22 protein-coding genes are annotated in these 18,270 nt (G+C 71.7%); all 22 read left to right on the forward strand.

Annotation, left to right across the window (positions count from 1 at the left end):
* The first annotated feature begins 44 nt into the window (after positions 1-44).
* The 22 genes from fliG (at position 45) to csrA (ending at position 18,190) form a co-directional block, all read left to right on the forward strand.
* Complete coding sequence (fliG, locus tag F1C12_RS14910) at positions 45-1,010, forward strand: flagellar motor switch protein FliG (protein WP_185278985.1); 966 nt, start codon at positions 45-47, stop codon at positions 1,008-1,010.
* The gene (locus F1C12_RS14915) at positions 1,000-1,614 is read left to right on the forward strand and encodes a FliH/SctL family protein (RefSeq protein ID WP_185275699.1); all 615 of its coding nucleotides are present in this window, start codon (positions 1,000-1,002) and stop codon (positions 1,612-1,614) included. The genes fliG and F1C12_RS14915 overlap by 11 nt, the downstream gene beginning before the upstream one ends.
* Positions 1,611-2,939, forward strand: a complete 1,329-nt coding sequence (locus F1C12_RS14920) for a FliI/YscN family ATPase (protein WP_185275700.1) — start codon at positions 1,611-1,613, stop codon at positions 2,937-2,939. The genes F1C12_RS14915 and F1C12_RS14920 overlap by 4 nt, the downstream gene beginning before the upstream one ends.
* Positions 2,936-3,364 (forward strand): flagellar FliJ family protein, encoded by a 429-nt coding sequence (locus F1C12_RS14925; protein WP_185275701.1) that lies wholly within the window; start codon positions 2,936-2,938, stop codon positions 3,362-3,364. The genes F1C12_RS14920 and F1C12_RS14925 overlap by 4 nt, the downstream gene beginning before the upstream one ends.
* Positions 3,361-4,149 carry a C40 family peptidase gene (locus F1C12_RS14930; RefSeq protein WP_185275702.1) on the forward strand — a complete coding sequence of 263 codons (789 nt, stop codon included), beginning with the start codon at positions 3,361-3,363 and terminating at the stop codon, positions 4,147-4,149. Before F1C12_RS14925 ends, F1C12_RS14930 begins: the two co-directional genes overlap by 4 nt.
* Complete coding sequence (locus F1C12_RS14935; RefSeq protein WP_185275703.1) at positions 4,146-5,435, forward strand: flagellar hook-length control protein FliK; 1,290 nt, start codon at positions 4,146-4,148, stop codon at positions 5,433-5,435. Before F1C12_RS14930 ends, F1C12_RS14935 begins: the two co-directional genes overlap by 4 nt.
* Positions 5,436-5,455: 20 nt before the next feature.
* Positions 5,456-5,893 carry a flagellar hook assembly protein FlgD gene (locus F1C12_RS14940; protein ID WP_185275704.1) on the forward strand — a complete coding sequence of 146 codons (438 nt, stop codon included), beginning with the start codon at positions 5,456-5,458 and terminating at the stop codon, positions 5,891-5,893.
* A gap of 26 nt (positions 5,894-5,919) precedes the next feature.
* Positions 5,920-7,098, forward strand: a complete 1,179-nt coding sequence (locus F1C12_RS14945; RefSeq protein WP_185275705.1) for a flagellar hook protein FlgE — start codon at positions 5,920-5,922, stop codon at positions 7,096-7,098.
* Positions 7,099-7,194: 96 nt separating this feature from the next.
* Positions 7,195-7,422, forward strand: a complete 228-nt coding sequence (locus F1C12_RS14950) for a flagellar FlbD family protein (RefSeq protein ID WP_185275706.1) — start codon at positions 7,195-7,197, stop codon at positions 7,420-7,422.
* Positions 7,423-7,424: 2 nt separating this feature from the next.
* Positions 7,425-8,246, forward strand: coding sequence for a motility protein A (locus F1C12_RS14955; protein ID WP_185275707.1), 822 nt, complete (start codon positions 7,425-7,427; stop codon positions 8,244-8,246).
* The gene (locus F1C12_RS14960) at positions 8,243-9,073 is read left to right on the forward strand and encodes an OmpA/MotB family protein (RefSeq protein WP_258045922.1); all 831 of its coding nucleotides are present in this window, start codon (positions 8,243-8,245) and stop codon (positions 9,071-9,073) included. The genes F1C12_RS14955 and F1C12_RS14960 overlap by 4 nt, the downstream gene beginning before the upstream one ends.
* On the forward strand, positions 9,070-9,957 hold the full coding sequence (locus F1C12_RS14965) for a flagellar motor switch protein FliM (RefSeq protein WP_185275708.1): 888 nt from the start codon (positions 9,070-9,072) through the stop codon (positions 9,955-9,957). The genes F1C12_RS14960 and F1C12_RS14965 overlap by 4 nt, the downstream gene beginning before the upstream one ends.
* Positions 9,958-10,037: 80 nt before the next feature.
* Positions 10,038-10,661 (forward strand): flagellar motor switch protein FliN, encoded by a 624-nt coding sequence (gene fliN / locus F1C12_RS14970; RefSeq protein ID WP_258045923.1) that lies wholly within the window; start codon positions 10,038-10,040, stop codon positions 10,659-10,661.
* 3 nt (positions 10,662-10,664) lie between these two features.
* Positions 10,665-11,081 carry a flagellar biosynthetic protein FliO gene (gene fliO / locus F1C12_RS14975; protein ID WP_185275710.1) on the forward strand — a complete coding sequence of 139 codons (417 nt, stop codon included), beginning with the start codon at positions 10,665-10,667 and terminating at the stop codon, positions 11,079-11,081.
* The gene (gene fliP, locus F1C12_RS14980) at positions 11,078-11,917 is read left to right on the forward strand and encodes a flagellar type III secretion system pore protein FliP (RefSeq protein ID WP_185275711.1); all 840 of its coding nucleotides are present in this window, start codon (positions 11,078-11,080) and stop codon (positions 11,915-11,917) included. Before fliO ends, fliP begins: the two co-directional genes overlap by 4 nt.
* A gap of 10 nt (positions 11,918-11,927) precedes the next feature.
* Entirely contained in the window at positions 11,928-12,200 is a 273-nt protein-coding gene (locus F1C12_RS14985; RefSeq protein ID WP_185275712.1) for a flagellar biosynthetic protein FliQ, read from the forward strand.
* A 2-nt stretch (positions 12,201-12,202) separates the two neighbouring features.
* Positions 12,203-12,958: a flagellar biosynthetic protein FliR gene (locus F1C12_RS14990; protein ID WP_185275713.1), complete on the forward strand. Its 756-nt coding sequence runs from the start codon at positions 12,203-12,205 to the stop codon at positions 12,956-12,958.
* On the forward strand, positions 12,958-14,079 hold the full coding sequence (locus F1C12_RS14995) for an EscU/YscU/HrcU family type III secretion system export apparatus switch protein (protein WP_308457988.1): 1,122 nt from the start codon (positions 12,958-12,960) through the stop codon (positions 14,077-14,079). Before F1C12_RS14990 ends, F1C12_RS14995 begins: the two co-directional genes overlap by 1 nt.
* Entirely contained in the window at positions 14,076-16,121 is a 2,046-nt protein-coding gene (locus tag F1C12_RS15000) for a flagellar biosynthesis protein FlhA (protein ID WP_185275714.1), read from the forward strand. Before F1C12_RS14995 ends, F1C12_RS15000 begins: the two co-directional genes overlap by 4 nt.
* The gene (locus F1C12_RS15005; protein ID WP_185275715.1) at positions 16,096-16,887 is read left to right on the forward strand and encodes a hypothetical protein; all 792 of its coding nucleotides are present in this window, start codon (positions 16,096-16,098) and stop codon (positions 16,885-16,887) included. Before F1C12_RS15000 ends, F1C12_RS15005 begins: the two co-directional genes overlap by 26 nt.
* Before the next feature lie 254 nt (positions 16,888-17,141).
* Complete coding sequence (locus F1C12_RS15010) at positions 17,142-17,891, forward strand: ABC transporter permease (RefSeq protein ID WP_185275716.1); 750 nt, start codon at positions 17,142-17,144, stop codon at positions 17,889-17,891.
* A gap of 62 nt (positions 17,892-17,953) precedes the next feature.
* Entirely contained in the window at positions 17,954-18,190 is a 237-nt protein-coding gene (gene csrA / locus F1C12_RS15015; protein WP_185275717.1) for a carbon storage regulator CsrA, read from the forward strand.
* Positions 18,191-18,270: the final 80 nt, after the last annotated feature.

An 18,270-nucleotide genomic window follows, 5' to 3' on the forward strand; every position in this document is an offset into this window, starting at 1 on the left:
AGACGGCGCCGCTGACGGGTGCGCAGAAGGCCGCCCTGATCCTGATGAACCTGGATCAGGCGGCGGCGGCGCGCGTCATGCAGCAGTTCAGCGAGGCGGAGTCCGAGGAGATCGCCGCGGAGATCGTCGCGCTCAAGCGCGTGGACCGCCAGCAGGCCGAAGCGGCGCTCGTGGAGTTCCACGAGCTCGCCGTGCGGCAGCAGGCGCGTGTCAGCGGCGGCCGCAGCGCGGCCATCGGCCTGCTGGAGGCGTCCTTCGGCACCGAGCGCGCCGCCGGCGTGATGTCCCGCGTGGCGTCCTCCCTCGCCGGGCGCGCCTTCGAGTTCCTGGACACCGCCGACCCCGCGCAGGTCGCACTCCTGCTCGACGGCGAGCTGTCGCAGACCATGGCGACCGTGCTCGCCCATCTGCGCGCCGACCAGGCATCGCGGGTGCTCGCGGCGCTCAAGCCGGAGATCCGCACCGACGTGGCGCACTGCATCGCGACCATGGGGAGCGTGAGCCCGGAGGTGGCGCGCACCGTCGCCGACACGCTGCGCAGCCGCGCCGGTTCGGTCGTCAAGACCAAGGACCAGCAGGACGCCATCGGCGGCGTGCAGCCCCTGGTGGACATCATCAACCGGTCGAGCGTCGCCAACGAGCGCGCGCTCCTCGACGAACTGGACCAGCGCGATCCCGACCTGGCCGCCGAGGTGCGCTCGCGGATGCTGACGTTCGCGGACATCGTGAAGCTGGAGCCGCGCGACGTGCAGCAGGTGCTGCGCGGCATCGACGTCTCCATGCTGGCGATCGCCATGAAGGGCTCCCCCGAGGCGACCAGGGACGTCATCCGCGCCAACCTCTCGGAGCGCAACCTCGAGGTGCTCGACGAGGAGTCGTCGGTGCTCGGCTCGATCCGGCTCTCCCGGGTCGAGGAGGCCAGGGCCGAGATCGTGCGCGCCATCCGCGACCTCGAAGCGGAGGGCACGATCACGGTGCACCGCTCGGACGAGGACGAATATGTCGAATAGTGCGTTCGCCCCGGTGCGGTACCCCGAGCTCGGGTCGACCGGCACGGCCGTCGCGGCCGGAGCCGGCGGCGCGTCGAGCGCGCGGGCCCGCGGGTTCGCGGCCGGGTACAGCGAGGGCCTGCGGCGCGCCGAAGCCGAGTTCGCGGAGGCCGAGCGCGTCCGGCTCCAGCACTGGCAGGCGGCGGAGGCGGAGTCCGCTGCGGCGACCCGGCGCGCCCTGGCGGCGCTCGCCGCGGCCGCCGAGGGCGTGCGCGCTCTCGCCGTCCCCGTCGTCGCCACCGCCGACGACGCCCTGGTGGAGGCGGCGCTCGCGCTCGCCGAGGCCATCCTCCAGCGCGAGGTCGCCGAGGGCCACGTCGAAGCGGCCGACACGTTGCGCCGGGTCATCGCCGCGACTCCGGCCGGAGAGCTGGTCTCGGTGCGGATGCATCCGGACGACGCCGCTGCCGTCGCGCAGGAGGTCGGCGCCCTCCCGGAGATCGTGGCCGACCCCTCCATCGCGCCGGGCGACGCTGTCGCCGTCCTGCGCGACGGCTGGCTGGACGCCCGGATCGACGCGGGCCTCGAACGGGCGCGCACCGTCCTGACGGGAGACCGCGCATGACCGGGTACGCGCCGGGAGGCGAGCGGCTGGCGCCGGCGGTCCGCGCGGCAGCGCCGGAGCGGATCGGTCGCGTCTCCTCCGTCGTCGGCCTCGGCATCGAGGTGGCCGGACTGGAGGGCGCGGTCGGCGACCTCGTCGCGATCGGCGAGCCGGGAGCGGACACCGCGGCCCAGGTCGTCGCCGTGCGCCCGGGCCTGCTCACCTGCATGGTGCTGTCCGGAACGGCGGCGCACCCCATCGGCACGCCCGTGCGCACCGCGCCGGCCGCTCCGGCCGTCCCCGTCGGCGACGCCCTGCTCGGCCGGGTCATCGACGGACTCGGCCGTCCGATCGACGGCAAGGGACCCCTTCCTCCGCTGCAGCACGTCGCCCTGGCCAAGACCGCGCCCGGTCCGCTGGAGCGCGCCAGGATCACGTCGCCCCTGCAGCTCGGCGTGCGCGCCCTCGACACCCTGGTGTCCACCGGCCGCGGGCAGCGGCTCGGCCTCTTCGCCGGCTCGGGCGTGGGAAAGTCGTCGCTGCTGTCGATGATCGCCCGCGGGACCGACGCCGAGGTGTCGGTGATCGCCCTGATCGGCGAGCGCGGCCGCGAGGTGCGCGAGTTCATCGAGGACGACCTCGGCCCCGACGGTCTGGCCCGATCGATCGTCGTCGTCTCCACCTCGGACGAGCCCGCTCTGATGCGGCTGCGGGCCTCCCTCGTCGCGACCCGGATCGCGGAGTGGCACCGCGACCGCGGCCAGCACGTCGTGCTGATGATGGACTCGCTGACCCGCGTCGCCATGGCGCAGCGCGAGATCGGCCTCTCGGCCGGAGAGCCCCCGGCCACGCGCGGCTACCCGCCGTCGACGTTCTCCACGCTGGCCTCGCTCTTGGAGCGCGCCGGAGCGGCGGCCACCGGATCGATCACCGGGCTCTACACGGTCCTGGTCGACGGCGACGACCACAACGAGCCCATCGCGGACGCGGCGCGTTCGATCCTCGACGGCCACGTCGTCCTCGACCGCGCGCTCGCGATCACCGGCCACTTCCCCTCCATCGACGTGCTGGGCTCGATCTCCCGGCTCGCCTCGAAGATCACTCCCCGGGACCGGCTGGCCGACGCGACGGCGCTGCGCGCGGTGCTCTCCGCACGCCGGAGCGCCCAGGACCTGCTCGACGTCGGCGCGTACAAGCCGGGTGCGAACGCCCGGGTCGACGCCGCGGTGCAGTTCGAGGCGGCGATCGACGGCTTCCTCCAGCAGGGCATGGATCAGCAGTCCACGGCGGACGGGGCGTGGGATTCGCTCCGCGAGCTGACCCGGGCGTTCGGAGCGGCCGCATGAAGCGATTCGGACTGGCGGGGCTCCTGCGCGTGCGCGACCTCGAGGAGCAGCGCGCCGCGGCGGAGCTCGCCGAGGCGAACCGGGCGGTGGACGCCGTCCGCGCCCGGGGATCCCGGACGCGCGCGTCGCTGGCCGGGGTCCGGTCGGAGGCCGTGGACGCCGCCACCCTCTCGGCCGTGGTCGCCGCACGGGCGAGCGCCCAGGTGCTGCTCGGCGAGCTGTCGGCCCTGCACGAACTCGCGGCCAGGGAGGCCGGGGAGGCCCGGTCGGCGCACGGCGCCGCGCGCGCGTCCGCCGTCTCGCTGGAGAAGCTCCGGCGGCGGCACACCGATTCCGAGATCGCCCGCGAGCTGCGCGAGGAGCAGTCCGCCCTCGACGAGGTGGCCATCCAGGGTTGGCGCGAGAGCAGGAAGGACGCGGTATGAGCATCACGGAGGCCGTGGGGCGCATCCAGCAGATCGAGTCCCAGATGGTGCAGCTCGCCGGCGGGCAGCCGGCGCAGACCGCGCAGACGACCAGCGCCGCCGCGTCCGCCTTCGCGACGAGCCTGGCCGCGGCGACCGGGACGACCGGCGCCCAGGTCACGCCGGCGGCCGGGCAACAGGCGTCGAACGGGACCACCGGCGCGGACATCGTGGCCGACGCCCGCAAGTACCTCGGCGTCCCCTACGTCTTCGGCGGCACGACCAGCGCGGGCCTCGACTGCTCCGGGCTCGTGCAGCGCGTCTACGGCGATATGGGGATCTCGCTGCCGCGACTGGTCTCCGGCCAGTCGACCATCGGCCAGGCCGTGCCGTCGCTCGCCGACGCGCAGCCGGGCGACCTCATCGTCTGCAACGGCGGCGAGCACATCGTCATCTACGCGGGCAACGGGAAGATCATCCAGGCGCCCAAGCCGGGCGGCTCGGTCGAAGAGATGGACAACTGGATCTCGCCGTCGAACGTGGTGACCATCCGCCGGATCGTGCCGACCGCCACGGCGGCCACATCGGCGACCATGTCCGCGTCGTCGGCCGCGGCGCTCGCGTCGCTGCTCGGCTCCGGCGGCTCCGCGTCGTCGCTCGCGTCGCTGCTCGGGTCGAACGGTGGATCGTCGGTCCTCGGCCTGCTCGGTTCGAGCGGAGGGTCGGCGCTCTCGGGGCTCCTCGGCTCCGGCGGCGGCAGCGCGCTGGCGGCGCTGCTCGGTCAGAGCTCGGGGGTGAACTCGTGAGCGCGGCGGTCTCGGGATTCGGCGCCGCAGGCGCCGCGGGCGCCGCCGGGCTCCTCGCACCGGTCGCCTCGGATGCGGCGTCCGCCGGCGGCATGTCGTTCGGAACGGCGCTGCTGTCCGCACTGGCCGCCGACCCGGGCACGTCGAATCCGACCACTCCCGCACACCCGTCGCCCTCCGCCGACGCGGGTTCGGCGGAGACTCCCGCCGAAACCGGCGCCGCGACACCGCCGACGGTTACGCCCGCTCCGGCTCCTGCCGTTCTCCTCGGCCTCGCCACGCCCGCCGCGCCGGCCGTGCAGGAGGCTGTGACGTCGACGGCCCCGGATGCGGGCTCCCACGGAAAGCAGCCCGCGTCCCCGCGCGCGGCGGGCGCGGAGCTCCGCCATGACGCCGTCTCCCCCGCCATCGCCGACGCACTCGGCGTCGGGCAGCTCGCGGTCCAGCAGGCGATGAACGTCGCGCAGCTCCCCGTCGCACCGATCCCCGCTGACACGTCGGCGGCGGCACCGGCGGCGGCTCCGGCCTCGTCCGCGGCTGTCGACGCGGTGGCGGCGACCTCCGCGCCTCCTGCTCCTGCTCCGACCCCCGCTCGTGATGCGAGCGCGCAGCCGATCGAGCCGGCGACGGTCAGCGCCGGCGCCCAGCCACCCGTGGCGCCCCTGGTGACCGCGCCCGCCCGCCCGACCTCCAAGACGCCGTCCGGACCGTCGGCCCCGGTCGCCGAGCCCGCGACCGTCTCCACGGCGACCCCCATGCCGGCGCAGGCTCCGGCAGCGCCGACCTTCGCGACAGCGCTCGCCGCCGCAGCCCCTGCGGCCCCCGCGGCCTCCACCGCTCCGACCCCGGCTCCCCCGCTGCAGCAGCAGCTCGCCCAGCCGGTGATGACGCTCGCGCGCCAGCCCGACGGCGACCACGTCGTGGTCGTCCGGGTCGCGCCCGACGACCTCGGCCCCGTCACCGTGCACGCGCGGGTCAGCGACACGGGCGTCCACATCGAGCTGTTCGCGCCGAGCGACGACGGCCGGGAGGCCATCCGCCAGATCCTCACCGACCTGCGCCGCGACCTCAACGCGACGACGGCGAACGCGTCGGTCTCCGTGTCCGACCAGAACGCGCCAGGCGCCCAGAGCGACGGCGGAGGCCGGTCCCAGTGGGCCTCCGCGGACGAGCGCGGATCGGCGACCACGGCGGACAGCCTCGACGAGCAGGCACCCGCCTTGCGCGACATCCCCGTACCGGCCCGCGTCCTCCCGGGCGCCCGAACCCTCGACATCGTCGTCTGACCGCGAAGGAGAGCACAGCCATGGTCAACCCCGTCTCCACCACCGCCACCGACCCCACCGCGACGACCTCGCTCTGGTCGACGCAGCCCACCCGGGCTCCGCACCAGTCGCTGACAGCTGACGACTTCATGCAGCTGCTGGTGACGCAGCTCAAGAACCAGGACCCCAGCTCGCCGATGGACTCGGCCGCGATGGTCCAGCAGACGACGCAGCTCGGGATGATGCAGCAGATGACGGCGATCGGCTCCAGCAGCAACACCGCCCTCAACCTGCAGATGCAGACCGCGGCCGCCGACCTGATCGGCAAGACCGTCATCTACAACGACGCCGCCGGGAAGTCCCAGACGGGCGTCGTCACGGGCGTCTCGTTCTCGGGTGCGACCCCCACCGTGTCCGTCAACGGCGGCACCTTCCCCCTCTCCGGAATCCTCGGCGTCCAGCAGACTCCGGCCTCCTAGTCCCCACCACCGAAAGGCACACTCCCATGCTCCGTTCTCTCGACTCCGGCGTCTCGGGCCTCCAGGCGCAGCAGACCATGCTCGACGTGGTCGGCAACAACATCGCGAACGTCAACACCACCGGCTACAAGTCCTCGTCCGTCGAGTTCGAGGACACCCTCTCCCAGATGATCGGCACGGCTTCCGGGCCGCAGGGCAACCAGGGCGGCACCTCGCCGGCCCAGGTCGGCCTCGGCGTGCGGGTCGCGGCGACCGCGACCAACTTCACCGAAGGCGCCGCGCAGACCACCGGCGTCGGCACCAACCTGATGATCAACGGCGACGGCTTCTTCATCGTCAACAACGGCGGCCAGACCCAGTACACGCGCTCCGGCGCGTTCACCACGGACGCCTCCGGCAACCTGGTCAGCCCGGACGGCGCGATCGTGCAGGGCTGGTCCGCGACCAACGGCGTCGTCAACTCGTCCGCCCCGGTCTCCAACATCACCCTGTCGACGACCGGCCTGTCTGCGGCCCGCGCGACCTCGAACGCCGCGATGACCGGCAACCTGGCCGACGACGCGGCCGTCGGCGCCACCGTCAACAGCCAGGTGACCGTCTACGACGCGAACGGCGCGCAGAGCAACCTGACCATGACCTTCACCCGCAACGCCACAGGCGGCTGGGACGTCTCCGGCGCCGACGCGGCGGGCAACACCGCCACCGGCACGGTCACGTTCACGAACGGCGCGATGACGCCCGCCCAGAGCCTCACGGTCGGCGGCGTCACCGTCGACGTGTCGAAGATCACCGGCTTCGCGGGCTCGGGCGGCGTCAACTTCGCCTCCCAGAACGGGACCGCCGCCGGATCGCTGCAGTCGTTCTCGATCGAGAACGACGGCACGATCATGGGCGCGTTCTCCAACGGCGAGAAGCAGGCCGTCGGCCGCGTCGCCCTCGCCAACTTCACCAACCCGGGCGGGCTTCAGAAGGCCGGCAACTCCAACTTCATCGCCACCCCGAACTCCGGGCTCCCCCAGGTCGGCCAGGCGGGAAGCGGCAGCCTCGGCACGATGACCAGCGGCGCGATCGAGGGCTCCAACGTCGACCTGGCGCGGGAGTTCACCAACCTCATCGTGGCGCAGCGCGCGTTCCAGGCCTCCGCCCGGGTGATCACGACCTCCGACGACGTGCTGCAGGAGCTCCTGCAACTGAAGACGCAGTGATCCTGAGCTAACGGATCCGCCCCGGCTGCCGATAGGGGAAGGCGAGCACCTCCGTCAGGGAGGCGACCGATCCCTTCCCCTTTCTGCGGAGTCTTCATGATCACGGTGACCAGGCTGAACCACGTGCCGTTCGCCGTGAACCCGGACCTGATCGAACGGATCAACGCCGACCCCGACACCACTCTGACGATGGTCGACGGCGTGCGCTACGTGGTGACGGAGACGATGGCCGAGGTCATCGACCGGATCGCCGCGTTCCGCGCGGAGGTGCTCGATCGCGCATACCGGCTGGGACGGCCGGCCGACACGGGCGAAGGGAGCTGAGCATGGATCTGGCAATGATCATCGGGATCGTCGCGGCCTTCGGCTCGCTGTTGACGATGGTGCTGATCGAGGGCGAGAGCCCCGCGGCGCTGCTCCTCATCGGGCCCGTCGTGTTCGTGCTCGGCGCCACCGTCTCGGTCGGAATCGCCGGCGCGACGCTGAAGGACGCGATCGACTCGTTCAAGGCCGTCCCCGGGGCGATCAAGGGCAAGAAGCCCGACTTCGCCGGCACGGTCGCCACCCTGCTCGACCTGGCCGACGTCGCCCGCCAGCGCGGGCTGCTCTCGCTGGAGTCGTCGGCGGAGGAAGTCAAGGACCCGTTCCTGTCGAGCGCCCTGCAGGGCGTGGCCGACGGCGCCGACTCCGAGGACCTGCGCATCCTGCTGGAGGACCAGATCGCGACGTGGTCGAAGGCCACCCGCGTCTCCTCCTCGTTCTTCGCGGCGCTCGGCGGCTACGCGCCGACGATCGGCATCGTCGGGACCGTCGTCTCGCTCACCCACGTGCTCGGCAACCTCTCCACGCCGGACAAGCTCGGCCCGATGATCGCCAGCGCGTTCGTAGCCACGCTCTGGGGCCTCCTCTCGGCCAACTTCATCTGGCTGCCGCTCGGCACGCGCATGCGCCGGCTCGCCGAGCTCGAGGCCGAGCGCCGACAGATCGTCGTGGAGGGCGTGCTCGCCATCCAGTCCGGCACCTCCTCGCGCGCGCTCTCCGAGCGTCTGACCGCGATGGTCCCCTACAGCCCCAAGCTGAAGCGCGCTAAGGGCAAGAACGACGCGTCCGCCCCGGTCTCCGAGGCGGCGCCCGCGGTCGGGCCGTGAGCCGCGGACGTCGCAGGCCGGCCGCGGAGCACGGCGAAGGACACGCGAACGACGAGCGCTGGATGGCCTCCTACATGGACATGGTCACCGTGCTGATGTGCACGTTCATCGTCCTTTTCTCGATGTCCTCGATCGACGCGCACAAGTTCAACGAGCTGAAGAACTCGCTGCAGACCGGCTTCGGCCAGGTGGTGAGCCAGAAGGTCGACACGGCCAAAGGCGTGATCGTCTCGGCGAAGGACGCCGATCCCACGCCTGCGCCGTCGTCGGCCTCCACCGCTCCCCCGCTGTCGCCCCTGGAAGCGGCCAAGCTGGAGGTCGAGGACCTGCGTGCGATCGAGGCGGCGATCAACGCCCGCCTGACCTCCCAGGGCCTGCAGGGGTCGGTGTCGTACACGATCGACGCCCGCGGCCTGACGATCGGGCTGATCGGCGGGAACGCGTTCTTCGACTCCAACCTCGCGACGCTCACCCCGCTCGCGGTGCGGATCATCGACAATGTCGGGCCGGTGCTGTACCCGACCTCGTACACGATCTCGGTCGAAGGGCACGCCGACACCCGGCCATCCGGTCCGCCCTACGCCACCAACTGGGACCTCGCCGCCGCGCGCGCCATCTCGGTGCTGCGCCGGCTCACCGATGTCTCCGGCATCCAGGCGACCCGCATCTACGCGGTCAGCGACGGCTCCGCCACGGCGACGGCCAGCGGGTCGGACGCGGCGCAACTCGCCCAGGACCGTCGCGTCGACATCGTCGTCCGGTCGTCGAAGCCGCAGGAGGTGCGCGACCTCATCCCGGGGATCGTCGCGAAGGGAGCAGGCGGATGAGCCAGACGCTGACGCAGCCGGCCGAGCGGGAGGTGCGGCCGTACGACTTCCGCCGGCCGACCACCCTGGCCCGCGAGCACTCGCGCGTGCTGGAGCTGGCCTTCGCGACGTTCGCGCGACAGTGGGGGACGCAGCTGACCGCGAAGGTCCGCGTGCTGTCGCAGGTGACCTGCGAGCAGGTCACCATGCACACCTACGACGAGTATGCGGCTGCGCTGCCGTCGAGCACCGCGATGGTGCTGTGCTCGATCAGCGACGTGGACTCGCGCGGCGTCATCCAGCTGCCCACCGGAGCCGCGCTGCGCTGGGTGAACGCGATGCTGGGCGGCAACCGCCCGCTCCCCCTGCTCGACCGTACGTTCACCCCGATCGAGCACGCGCTGGTCGTCGGCCTGATGAACGACGCGCTCGAAGACCTGCAGTACTCGCTCGGCCCGCTGTTCACGAACTCGGTGCGGATCGACGCCATCCAGTACAACTCGCAGTTCGCGCAGGCGGCCCCCACCAGCGAGCTGATGATCGTGGCGCGCTTCGCCGCGCGCGTCGGGGAGGACGTCGCGGAGGCGACCATCGCCCTCCCCGCCCGCATCCTGCTGGAGCGGCTGGTCGAGACGAACCCGACCGTCGAGGTCGACAACGCCAAGCAGCTGCTGCACGCGCAGCTGGCCCAGGTGCCGGTCGAGGTGAGCGCACGGCTCGCCTCCGCGAACGTCACCCCGGCCTCCGTGCTCGGCATGGCGGTGGGCGATGTCATCCGCCTGCCCCACCCGGTCAGCCGGCCGATCCAGGTCGCCGCGGGTGGCGAGCCGGTCGGCACCGCCGCGATCGGCGCCGCGGGGTCGCGGCTCGCTGTCGTCGTCACCACCGCTGAGGACAACCACTGATGGAGAGAACACCGATGCCGCAGAACGCATATTCCGCCGCCGCGCAGACACTGACGCATGCCCCGCTGGGAATAGGCGAATTGACCGTCTCGGCCGACCCGGCGGCGACCGAGGTTCCGGCGACCGCCGCGACCGCCGTCGTCGCCACCTTCATCGGCTCGCCGTCGGCGGAGCTCGCGCTCGCCGTCCGCGACCCGGAGGTCGTCCTGTCGGAGACGGGCGGGCAGCTCGGGGTCGGCCTGGCCGACGTGCTCCAGCCGGCTCTCGCGACGGCCGCCGAGCAGCTCGGCTCCGGCGTGCTCGGCGACTCCCGGATCGAGGACGCCGCGCACCTCTTCGCCGACGCCGCGGCGCACCGCTTCACCGTCACCGACCGGTCGGGCCAGGAGGTCGCCTGGTTCGCCATCCGCGGCGAGGCCGTGCGCGCGTCGTCCGCGGCCACGTCCGACGTCGCCGGACGGCTCGGCCGCATCTCCAACGTCGAGATGGCGCTCACGGTCGAGATCGGCCGCACCCGCATGTCGGTCCGCGACGTGCTCGCCGTCGAGCCGGGCACCGTGATCGAGCTGGACCGCTCCGCCGGCTCGCCCGCCGACATCCTGCTCAACGGCCGCCTGATCGCCCACGGCGAGATCGTCGTCGTCGACCAGGACTACGCCGTGCGCGTCACCCAGATCCTCGACACCGCCGACGCCCTGGTCTGACCCGTGGACACCCTCTTCACCGCGCTCCGCGTCGCCGTCTCCCTCGCGCTCATCATCGGACTGATCTGGTTCGTTCAGCGCCGGAGCGCGAAGTGGAGCCGGAAGAGGAGCAAGCGGCCGATCACGGTCATCGGACGGCAGTCGCTTGGCGGCAAGTCGCGGGTCGTGATCGTGGAGGCCGACGGCACCCACTTCGTGCTCGGCGTGACGGACAGCTCGGTCGTGGTGCTGAAGTCGCGCGAGCTGGACACGTTCGCGGACGCCCTGGCGGAGCTGGAGCTGGAGCAGGCGGAGCGGGTCGAGCCGACCCCCGGGGTCGAGCCGGCCAGCACGCCCGAGCCGACACCCACCTTCGCGCAGGCGATCACCTCCCCCGACACCTGGCGGAGGGCGGCCCAGTCCCTCCGAACTCCGCGGTGAGCACCGCAGCGCTCGCGGGCACGCGCCGCAGCTACGCGCGCCCGATCGTCCTCGCGCTGCTGGTGCTCGCCGCGGTGATCGGCATCGTGCTGCTCACCGCGGGCAGTGCGCACGCCGTCCCGACGCCGTCGCCCACGCCGCCGGCCGGGCCGTCCGGTCCCACCGGCGGCTCCGGCGGCGCGACCATCGCGATCAACGGCATCAACGGCACGCCCGCCGACACCATCGTCACCCTGCTCGGGGTCACCCTCATCTCGGTGGCGCCGGGCCTGCTCGTCATGGTCTCGTCGTTCACCAAGGTGTTCGTGGTGCTCTCGATGGCTCGCAATGCGCTCGGCCTCCAGTCGGTGCCGCCGAACCAGGTGCTGGCCGGGCTCGCGCTGTTCCTGAGCCTGTTCATCATGGCTCCGACCCTCACCGACATCAACGTGCACGCCGTGCAGCCCTATCTCGCCGGACACCTCGACTTCGGGGGCGCGCTCCAGGCCGCCGAGGCGCCGCTGAAAGCCTTTCTGGGCGCCCACACCCGGCAGGAGGACATCGCCCTGATGACGCGCGCCGCAGGCCGCGCCAATCCGGCGAACCTGCACGCGGTCCCGCTGACCACCCTGGTGCCGGCGTTCGTCATCTCGGAGCTGCGGGCGGCCTTCATCATCGGCTTCGTGATCTACGTGCCGTTCCTCGTCATCGACCTCGTGGTCTCCGCGGGCCTGATGTCGCTCGGCATGATGATGCTCCCGCCGGTGATGGTGTCGCTGCCGTTCAAGATCCTGCTCTTCGTCCTCGTGGACGGCTGGGGCCTGATCATCCAGTCCCTCGTCGCGAGCTACAAGTAGGGGGCTGACCGTGAACTCCGCCGCCGTCCTCAAGATCGCCACGCAGGCCCTGTTGCTCATGGCCCAGCTCGCCGCGCCGATGGTGCTGACCGCCCTCGCCATCGGCTTCGCCGTGTCGCTCATCCAGTCGATCACGCAGATCCAGGAGGTCACCCTCTCGTTCGTGCCGAAGGCGATCGGCGTCTCCATCGCGCTGATCGTGTGCGGCAACTGGATGATCGAGCAGCTGGTGACCTTCACGCAGTACCTGTTCCAGCAGATCCCGACGCTGCTGGGAGGCTGACGATGAACATCCCCGTCGACCTGAGCGCGATCGAGGCCACAGCGCTGGTCTCGGTGCGCATCCTGCTGTTCGTGCTGATCGCGCCGCCGTTCTCGTACCAGGCCTTCCCGCTGCAGATCAAAGGAATGCTCGCCGTCCTGCTCGGGCTCGTCGTCGCGCCGCAAGCGGCCCAGCTCTACTCCCCCGGCTCGACCGGTCAGTTCCTGCTCGACTTCGTCGGCGAGGCGGCGACGGGCGCCGTGCTCGGCTTCCTCGTCTACCTCGTGTTCTCCGCCGTGGAGTCCGCCGGCTCGCTGCTCGACTTCTCCAGCGGGCTCCAGGCCGCGCAGCAGTACGACCCGGCCGCGGACATCAACGCGGCCCAGTTCTCCCGGCTGTTCCAGATGACGGCGCTGGCGCTGCTGTTCGTCAGCGACGGGTACCAGCTCGTGCTCGGCGGCCTGGTGCGCTCCTTCACGGCGGTCCCGCTGACGATGTCCGTCGACTGGCGGTCGGTGACGCAGACGCTGAGCGGGTCCGTCACCCAGATGCTGCTCGCCGCGCTGCAGATCGCCGGCCCGATCATGGCGGTGCTCTTCGTCGCGAATGCCGCGCTGGGCCTGCTCTCCCGGGTGGCGCCGGCGCTCAACGCGTACTCGCTCGGGCCCCCGGCGCTCATCCTCCTCGCCGTGGTCCTGTGCGCGATCGGCATCGTCGCCCTCCCGCTGATCGTCCAGGCGCTCGCCGGGCAGGCCGTGCACGCGATCGGGGGTCCCTGATGTCCGCTCAGGAGCGTACCGAGCAGGCCACCGAGAAGCACCTCAAGTCGGTGCGGTCGAAGGGCCGGCTGCAGAAGGCCCGCGACCTCCCCGCCTGGCTCTCCATCGGCGTCGCGGTGGCGCTCATCCCGATGATCATCGGCAGCGCGCAGCAGGCGGCCGAGTCGCAGATCTTCGGGTTCCGCGACATCATCCGCGATCCGACGCCCGCGGGCGCGCTCGCCGCCCTGGGCACGGGACTGCTGTCAGTCGCCGGCACGGTGTGGCCGCTGCTCGTCGTCGTCGCCCTGACGATCATCGCAGCGACGGCGGCGCAGGGCGGCATCCACATCAAGAAGCTGCGGGCGCACTTCGAGCAGTTCGATCTGCTCAAGGGCGTCCGCAACATGTTCGGCGCGCGCAGCGCGTGGGAGCTGGCCAAGACCCTCGGGAAGGCCGCTTTGGTCGGGATCGGGCTGTACGTGGTCGTGCAGGGGCTGATCCCGCTCGTGCTCCAGACCGGCGCGCTCTCCGTGCCCGGACTCGTGGCCGCCGCGCAGAGCTCGATGGGCTCGCTCCTCCAGCTCGCGATCGGCGGCGGCCTGCTCTTCGCGGCCATCGACCTGGTCGTGGTGCTGCGCCGCAACCGCACGGCGAGCCGGATGACCAAGCGCGAGGTCAAGGACGAGCACAAGAGCGCAGAGGGCGATCCCATGATCCGGGCGCAGCGGCGCAGCAGGCAGCTCGCGATGAGCCGCAACCGCATGATCGCCGCCGTCGCCGACGCGAGCGTCGTGCTGGTCAACCCGACCCACGTCGCCGTCGCGCTGAAGTACGAGCCGGGCGCTTCGGCGCCCAAAGTGGTCGCCAAGGGCGCGGACCTGATCGCGGCCCGCATCCGCGAGGAGGCCCTGGCGAAGGGCGTCCCGATGGTCTCCGACGTGCCCCTGGCCCGGGCGCTGCACGCCGCCTGCGACCTCGGCCAGGAGATCCCGGCCGAGTTCTTCACCCCGGTCGCCCACGTGCTCGCGTTCGTCATGGCCCTCAAGCGGCGCGGCGGATCGCTCACCGACATCCACACCCTGCCCGCCGCGCAGCGGGCGCGGACTCCGATCGACACCAGGAGGCTGGTCAACTCGTGAAGAACAAGAACCTGTCGCTCCTCGCCGTGCCGATCGGCGTCGTCGGCATCGTGCTCCTGCTGGTCGTCTCGATCCCCGCCTGGCTGCTCGACACGCTCATCGTGGTCAACATCGCCTTCGCCCTCGTCGTGCTGCTGACGACGATGTTCGCCCGCAAGCCGCTCGACTTCTCGGTCTTCCCGTCGCTGCTGCTGATCGCGACGCTGTTCCGGCTGGGGCTCAACGTCGCCTCCACCCGCCTCGTGCTCGGCCAGGGCTACGCCGGCCAGGTCATCGAGACGTTCGGCAACGTCGCGGTCGGCGGCAACATCATCATCGGCGCCGTCGTGTTCCTCATCCTCGTGGTCATCCAGTTCGTGGTCATCACGAAGGGCGCCGAGCGCGTGGCGGAGGTCGGCGCGCGGTTCACGCTCGACGCGATGCCCGGCAAGCAGATGGCGATCGACGCGGACCTCAACGCCGGACTGATCACCAACACCCAGGCCAGGGAGCGCCGGGCCGAGGTCGCCGCCGAGTCGGACTTCTACGGCGCGATGGACGGCGCCTCCAAGTTCGTCAAGGGTGACGCGATCGCCGGCATCCTCATCATCGTGATCAACGTCATCGGCGGCATCGGGATCGGGATGCTGCAGAACGGCATGCAGATCACCGACGCGCTGAACAAGTACACCCTGCTCACCATCGGCGACGGCCTCACCGCGCAGATCCCCGCGCTCCTCATGGCGGTCTCCACCGGCATGATCGTCACGCGGTCCGGCGCCGACTCCGACATGGGGTCGACGGCCGGCAAGCAGCTCGCCCAGTCGCGGGTCGCGTTGGCGATCTCCGCCGCGGCCGCGATCGCCCTCTCGCTCATCCCCGGCATGCCGATGATCCCGTTCCTCGCGGTCGGCGGCATCCTGATCTGGGCGGCTCAGCGGATCAAGGCGCGCGCGGCGAAGGCGGCGGCGGCGGAACGCGAAAAGGCGGTCGCGGAGAAGACCACGGGTGCGAGCGACACCACCGACGACCTCCTGGAGCACATGCGCGTGCACCCGCTGGAGATCCAGCTCGCCACGGACCTGATCGACATCGTCTCCGGCGGCTCGGACGACCTGCTCGGCCGGGTGCGCGCGCTGCGGCGCAAGCTGGCGATCGAGCTCGGCATCGTCGTCCCGCCTGTGCGGACGCGCGACAACGGCGAGCTGCCCTCCTCCACCTACGCCATCACCGTGGCCGGCGTGGAGGTCGGCCGCGGCCAGGCGCCGCGCGGCAAGGTGCTCGCGCTCGGCGACGACCTCAGCGCGCTCGCCGGCGTGGACACGATCGAGCCGGTGTTCGGCCTCCCCGCCAAGTGGATCGCCGCCGAGCTGCGCTACACGGCCGAGCTGTCCGGCGCCACGGTCATCGACCGGGTCTCCGTCGTCGTCACCCACCTCTCGTCGGCGGTCACGGCCAACGCCGCGCGGCTGCTGTCCCGCGAGGACGTGCGCGTGCTGACCGAGGGCGTGAAGCGGGTGAACCCGTCCGCGGTCGAGGAGCTCGTCCCCGCGCTGCTCAGCCTCGCGGAGGTGCAGCGCGTGCTGCAGGGACTCCTCGCCGAGCGGGTGCCCATCAACGACCTCGCTCGCATCTACGAGGCGCTCACGCTCCGCGCGAAGGTGTCGCTCGAACCGGAGGGACTGGTCGAGGCGGCCAGGCTGGCGCTCGGCGCCGCGCTCTCCAACCCGTACGTGGACGACGGCACCCTCCACGTGATCACCCTCGAGCCGATGCTGGAGCAGGCGATGCTGGAGGGCCAGCGCCAGACCGAGTACGGCTCCCAGCTCGTGCTCGATCCCCCGGTGCTCGAGCAGGTCCTGACGGAGGTCCGCTCCGCGGCCGCCGAGCACGAGGGCGCCGTGCTGGTCTGCGCGCCGCAACTGCGTCCGGCGGTGCGCCGGCTCATCGCCGCGCAGGCGCCCGCCCTCCCCGTCCTGTCCTACAACGAGGCCACCACCTCCCCCGCGCCCATCGAAACGATCGGAGTAATTCGAATTGTCACCCCGACTCTGGCCTCATAACGCGTGGCGTCCGAAGAAGGACCTCCACGAGCTCGCACCCTCCGACGTTATCGCCGGCCTGCTGGCCGATGCCGATGAGCAGGAGGTCCGCTTTCAGCACGCGAGCGGTGCCTCCCAGTTCGCCCCCTCGCAGTTCGAACAGGTGATGGAGGAGATCATCGCCGAGACCGATCCCGAGGCGCTCGTCCCGGACCGGTACCTCCCCGTCCCGGTGGAGCCGACGACCATCGTCATCGACCCGGTTCCCGTCCCCTCCCCCGCCCGGCAGCCCGAGCGCTTCGAGGAGCCGACCCGTCCGGCGCCGCGGCTCGCGACGAACCCCGGCGATCTGGTCTTCGTCTTCGGCCTCCGCGAGGACGCGCTGACCGTCGCGCGGGCGATGGCGCTCGCCACCCCCGTGATCGAGGTCGCCGTGGCCGGCACCGTCGGGCGCACCGGCTCGCGTCACGTCGGCGGCCGCCGGGAGGCCCTGCAGGCGCGGGCGGACGGCGTCCGGCGCAACGGGTCGACCATCGTCGCGATCGGCGTCGGCGAGGCGCCGGCCGACGCGTCGCGCTACGCCGGCATCCTGCACGACGTGGTCCCCGACCAGGTCTGGATCGCCGTCGACGTCACCCGCAAACCCGAGGACACCCGGGTCTGGGCGAACCTCGTCGCCGAGGCCGGCGACGGCGTCGATGCGATCGCCGCGATCGGCGTCGCGCACACGACCACGCCGGACTCGACCTCCCTTCTGGGGGTACCTGTCGGGTGGTCCGACCGCTAAGCGTCGTGCACGAACTATCCACCTGTGGATAACTCTGTTGAAAAGCGGTGGAACAACCGTGCTCAGGTGTGGAGGACACGCCCGAGATTAAAGGTCTCTCATGTTCGCATTCAGGATGAAATGCCGCATGATCAGCATTTTTGCTTCCATTCTCGGAGATTCGAAGACAGCTTCGAAATTACACAGCCGTAATTCACACCCTGTGAAGGCCTGTGGATGATCATGTGCGAAACACCCCCGGAATAGGGTGGATCGTGCCCATTCTCACCGAGCTCGTCCCCACTGTCCTGGGCGTCGCGCTGCTCGCGCTGCTGGCCACGGCGGTGCTCGCCGCGTACCGCGTGCCGCACCGCTGGGCCCCCGCGCTCGCCATCCTCCGCGGCGCCGCGCAGCTCGCCGTCATCAGCCTCGTGCTCGCCGGCGTCATCACCGAGCCGGTCTGGGTCGCGCTGGCCCTCCTGGTCATGTTCGGCGTCGCGGCGTCGACCGCGACGCACCGCATCGGCTGGTCGCGCGAGCACGCGCTGATGATGAGCACGGCGATGTTCACCGGCGTGGTGATCTCCTTCTCCGTGGTCTTCGTCACCGGCGCGATCGAGTTCTCGTCCCGGTACGCGCTCGCCATCGGCGGGATCGTGATCGGCAACTCGATGAGCATCGCGACGCTCGCCGGCCGGCGCTTCACGGAGGCGGTCGACGACCGCTGGGACGAGGTGGAGGGCTGGCTCGCTCTCGGCGCGACACCGCGCCAGTCGACCCTCGAGCAGGCCAGGGGAGCGGTGTACTCGGCACTCATACCGTCGGTCGACCAGACCAAGACGACGGGACTCGTGACGCTCCCTGGCGCGTTCGTCGGCGCGATCTTCGGCGGGGTCTCGCCCCTGGAGGCGGGCCGGTTCCAGGTGGTGGTGCTCGCGGCGATCATGGCGGCCGGGTCGATCACCGCAGTGATGGTCGCGGCCTGGCTCGCACCGGTGCGCGTCCGCCCGGCCCGGCTGCGCTGACGGGGATCGGACGGGCCGACGGGGGAGTGGGCGACGCGTCGGTCGCCCGATAGGCTGGATCAATGCTGGTATTGACCCGGAAGGTCGGCGAGCGCGTGCTCATCGGTGACGACATCGTCGTCACGATCCTCGACGTCCGCGGCGATGGCGTGCGGGTCGGCATCGACGCTCCGCGTGGGATCCGCATCCAGCGCGACGAGGTCGTCAAAGCGGTCGGCGAGGCGAACCTGGAGGCGACCGCCCCGGCCGTCGGTCCGGATGACGCCGAGACACTGATCAAGCGTTCGCTCGGGCTCTAGCGACGCCGCGCGGACCGGCGGGTGCCGGGCAGGCATGACGGCGTCCGAGCTCCCGCGCCGGGCGACGCCCCGCGTGCCCC

This window comes from Leifsonia shinshuensis, from assembly GCF_014217625.1.
Taxonomy (GTDB): Bacteria; Actinomycetota; Actinomycetes; order Actinomycetales; family Microbacteriaceae; genus Leifsonia; species Leifsonia shinshuensis_A.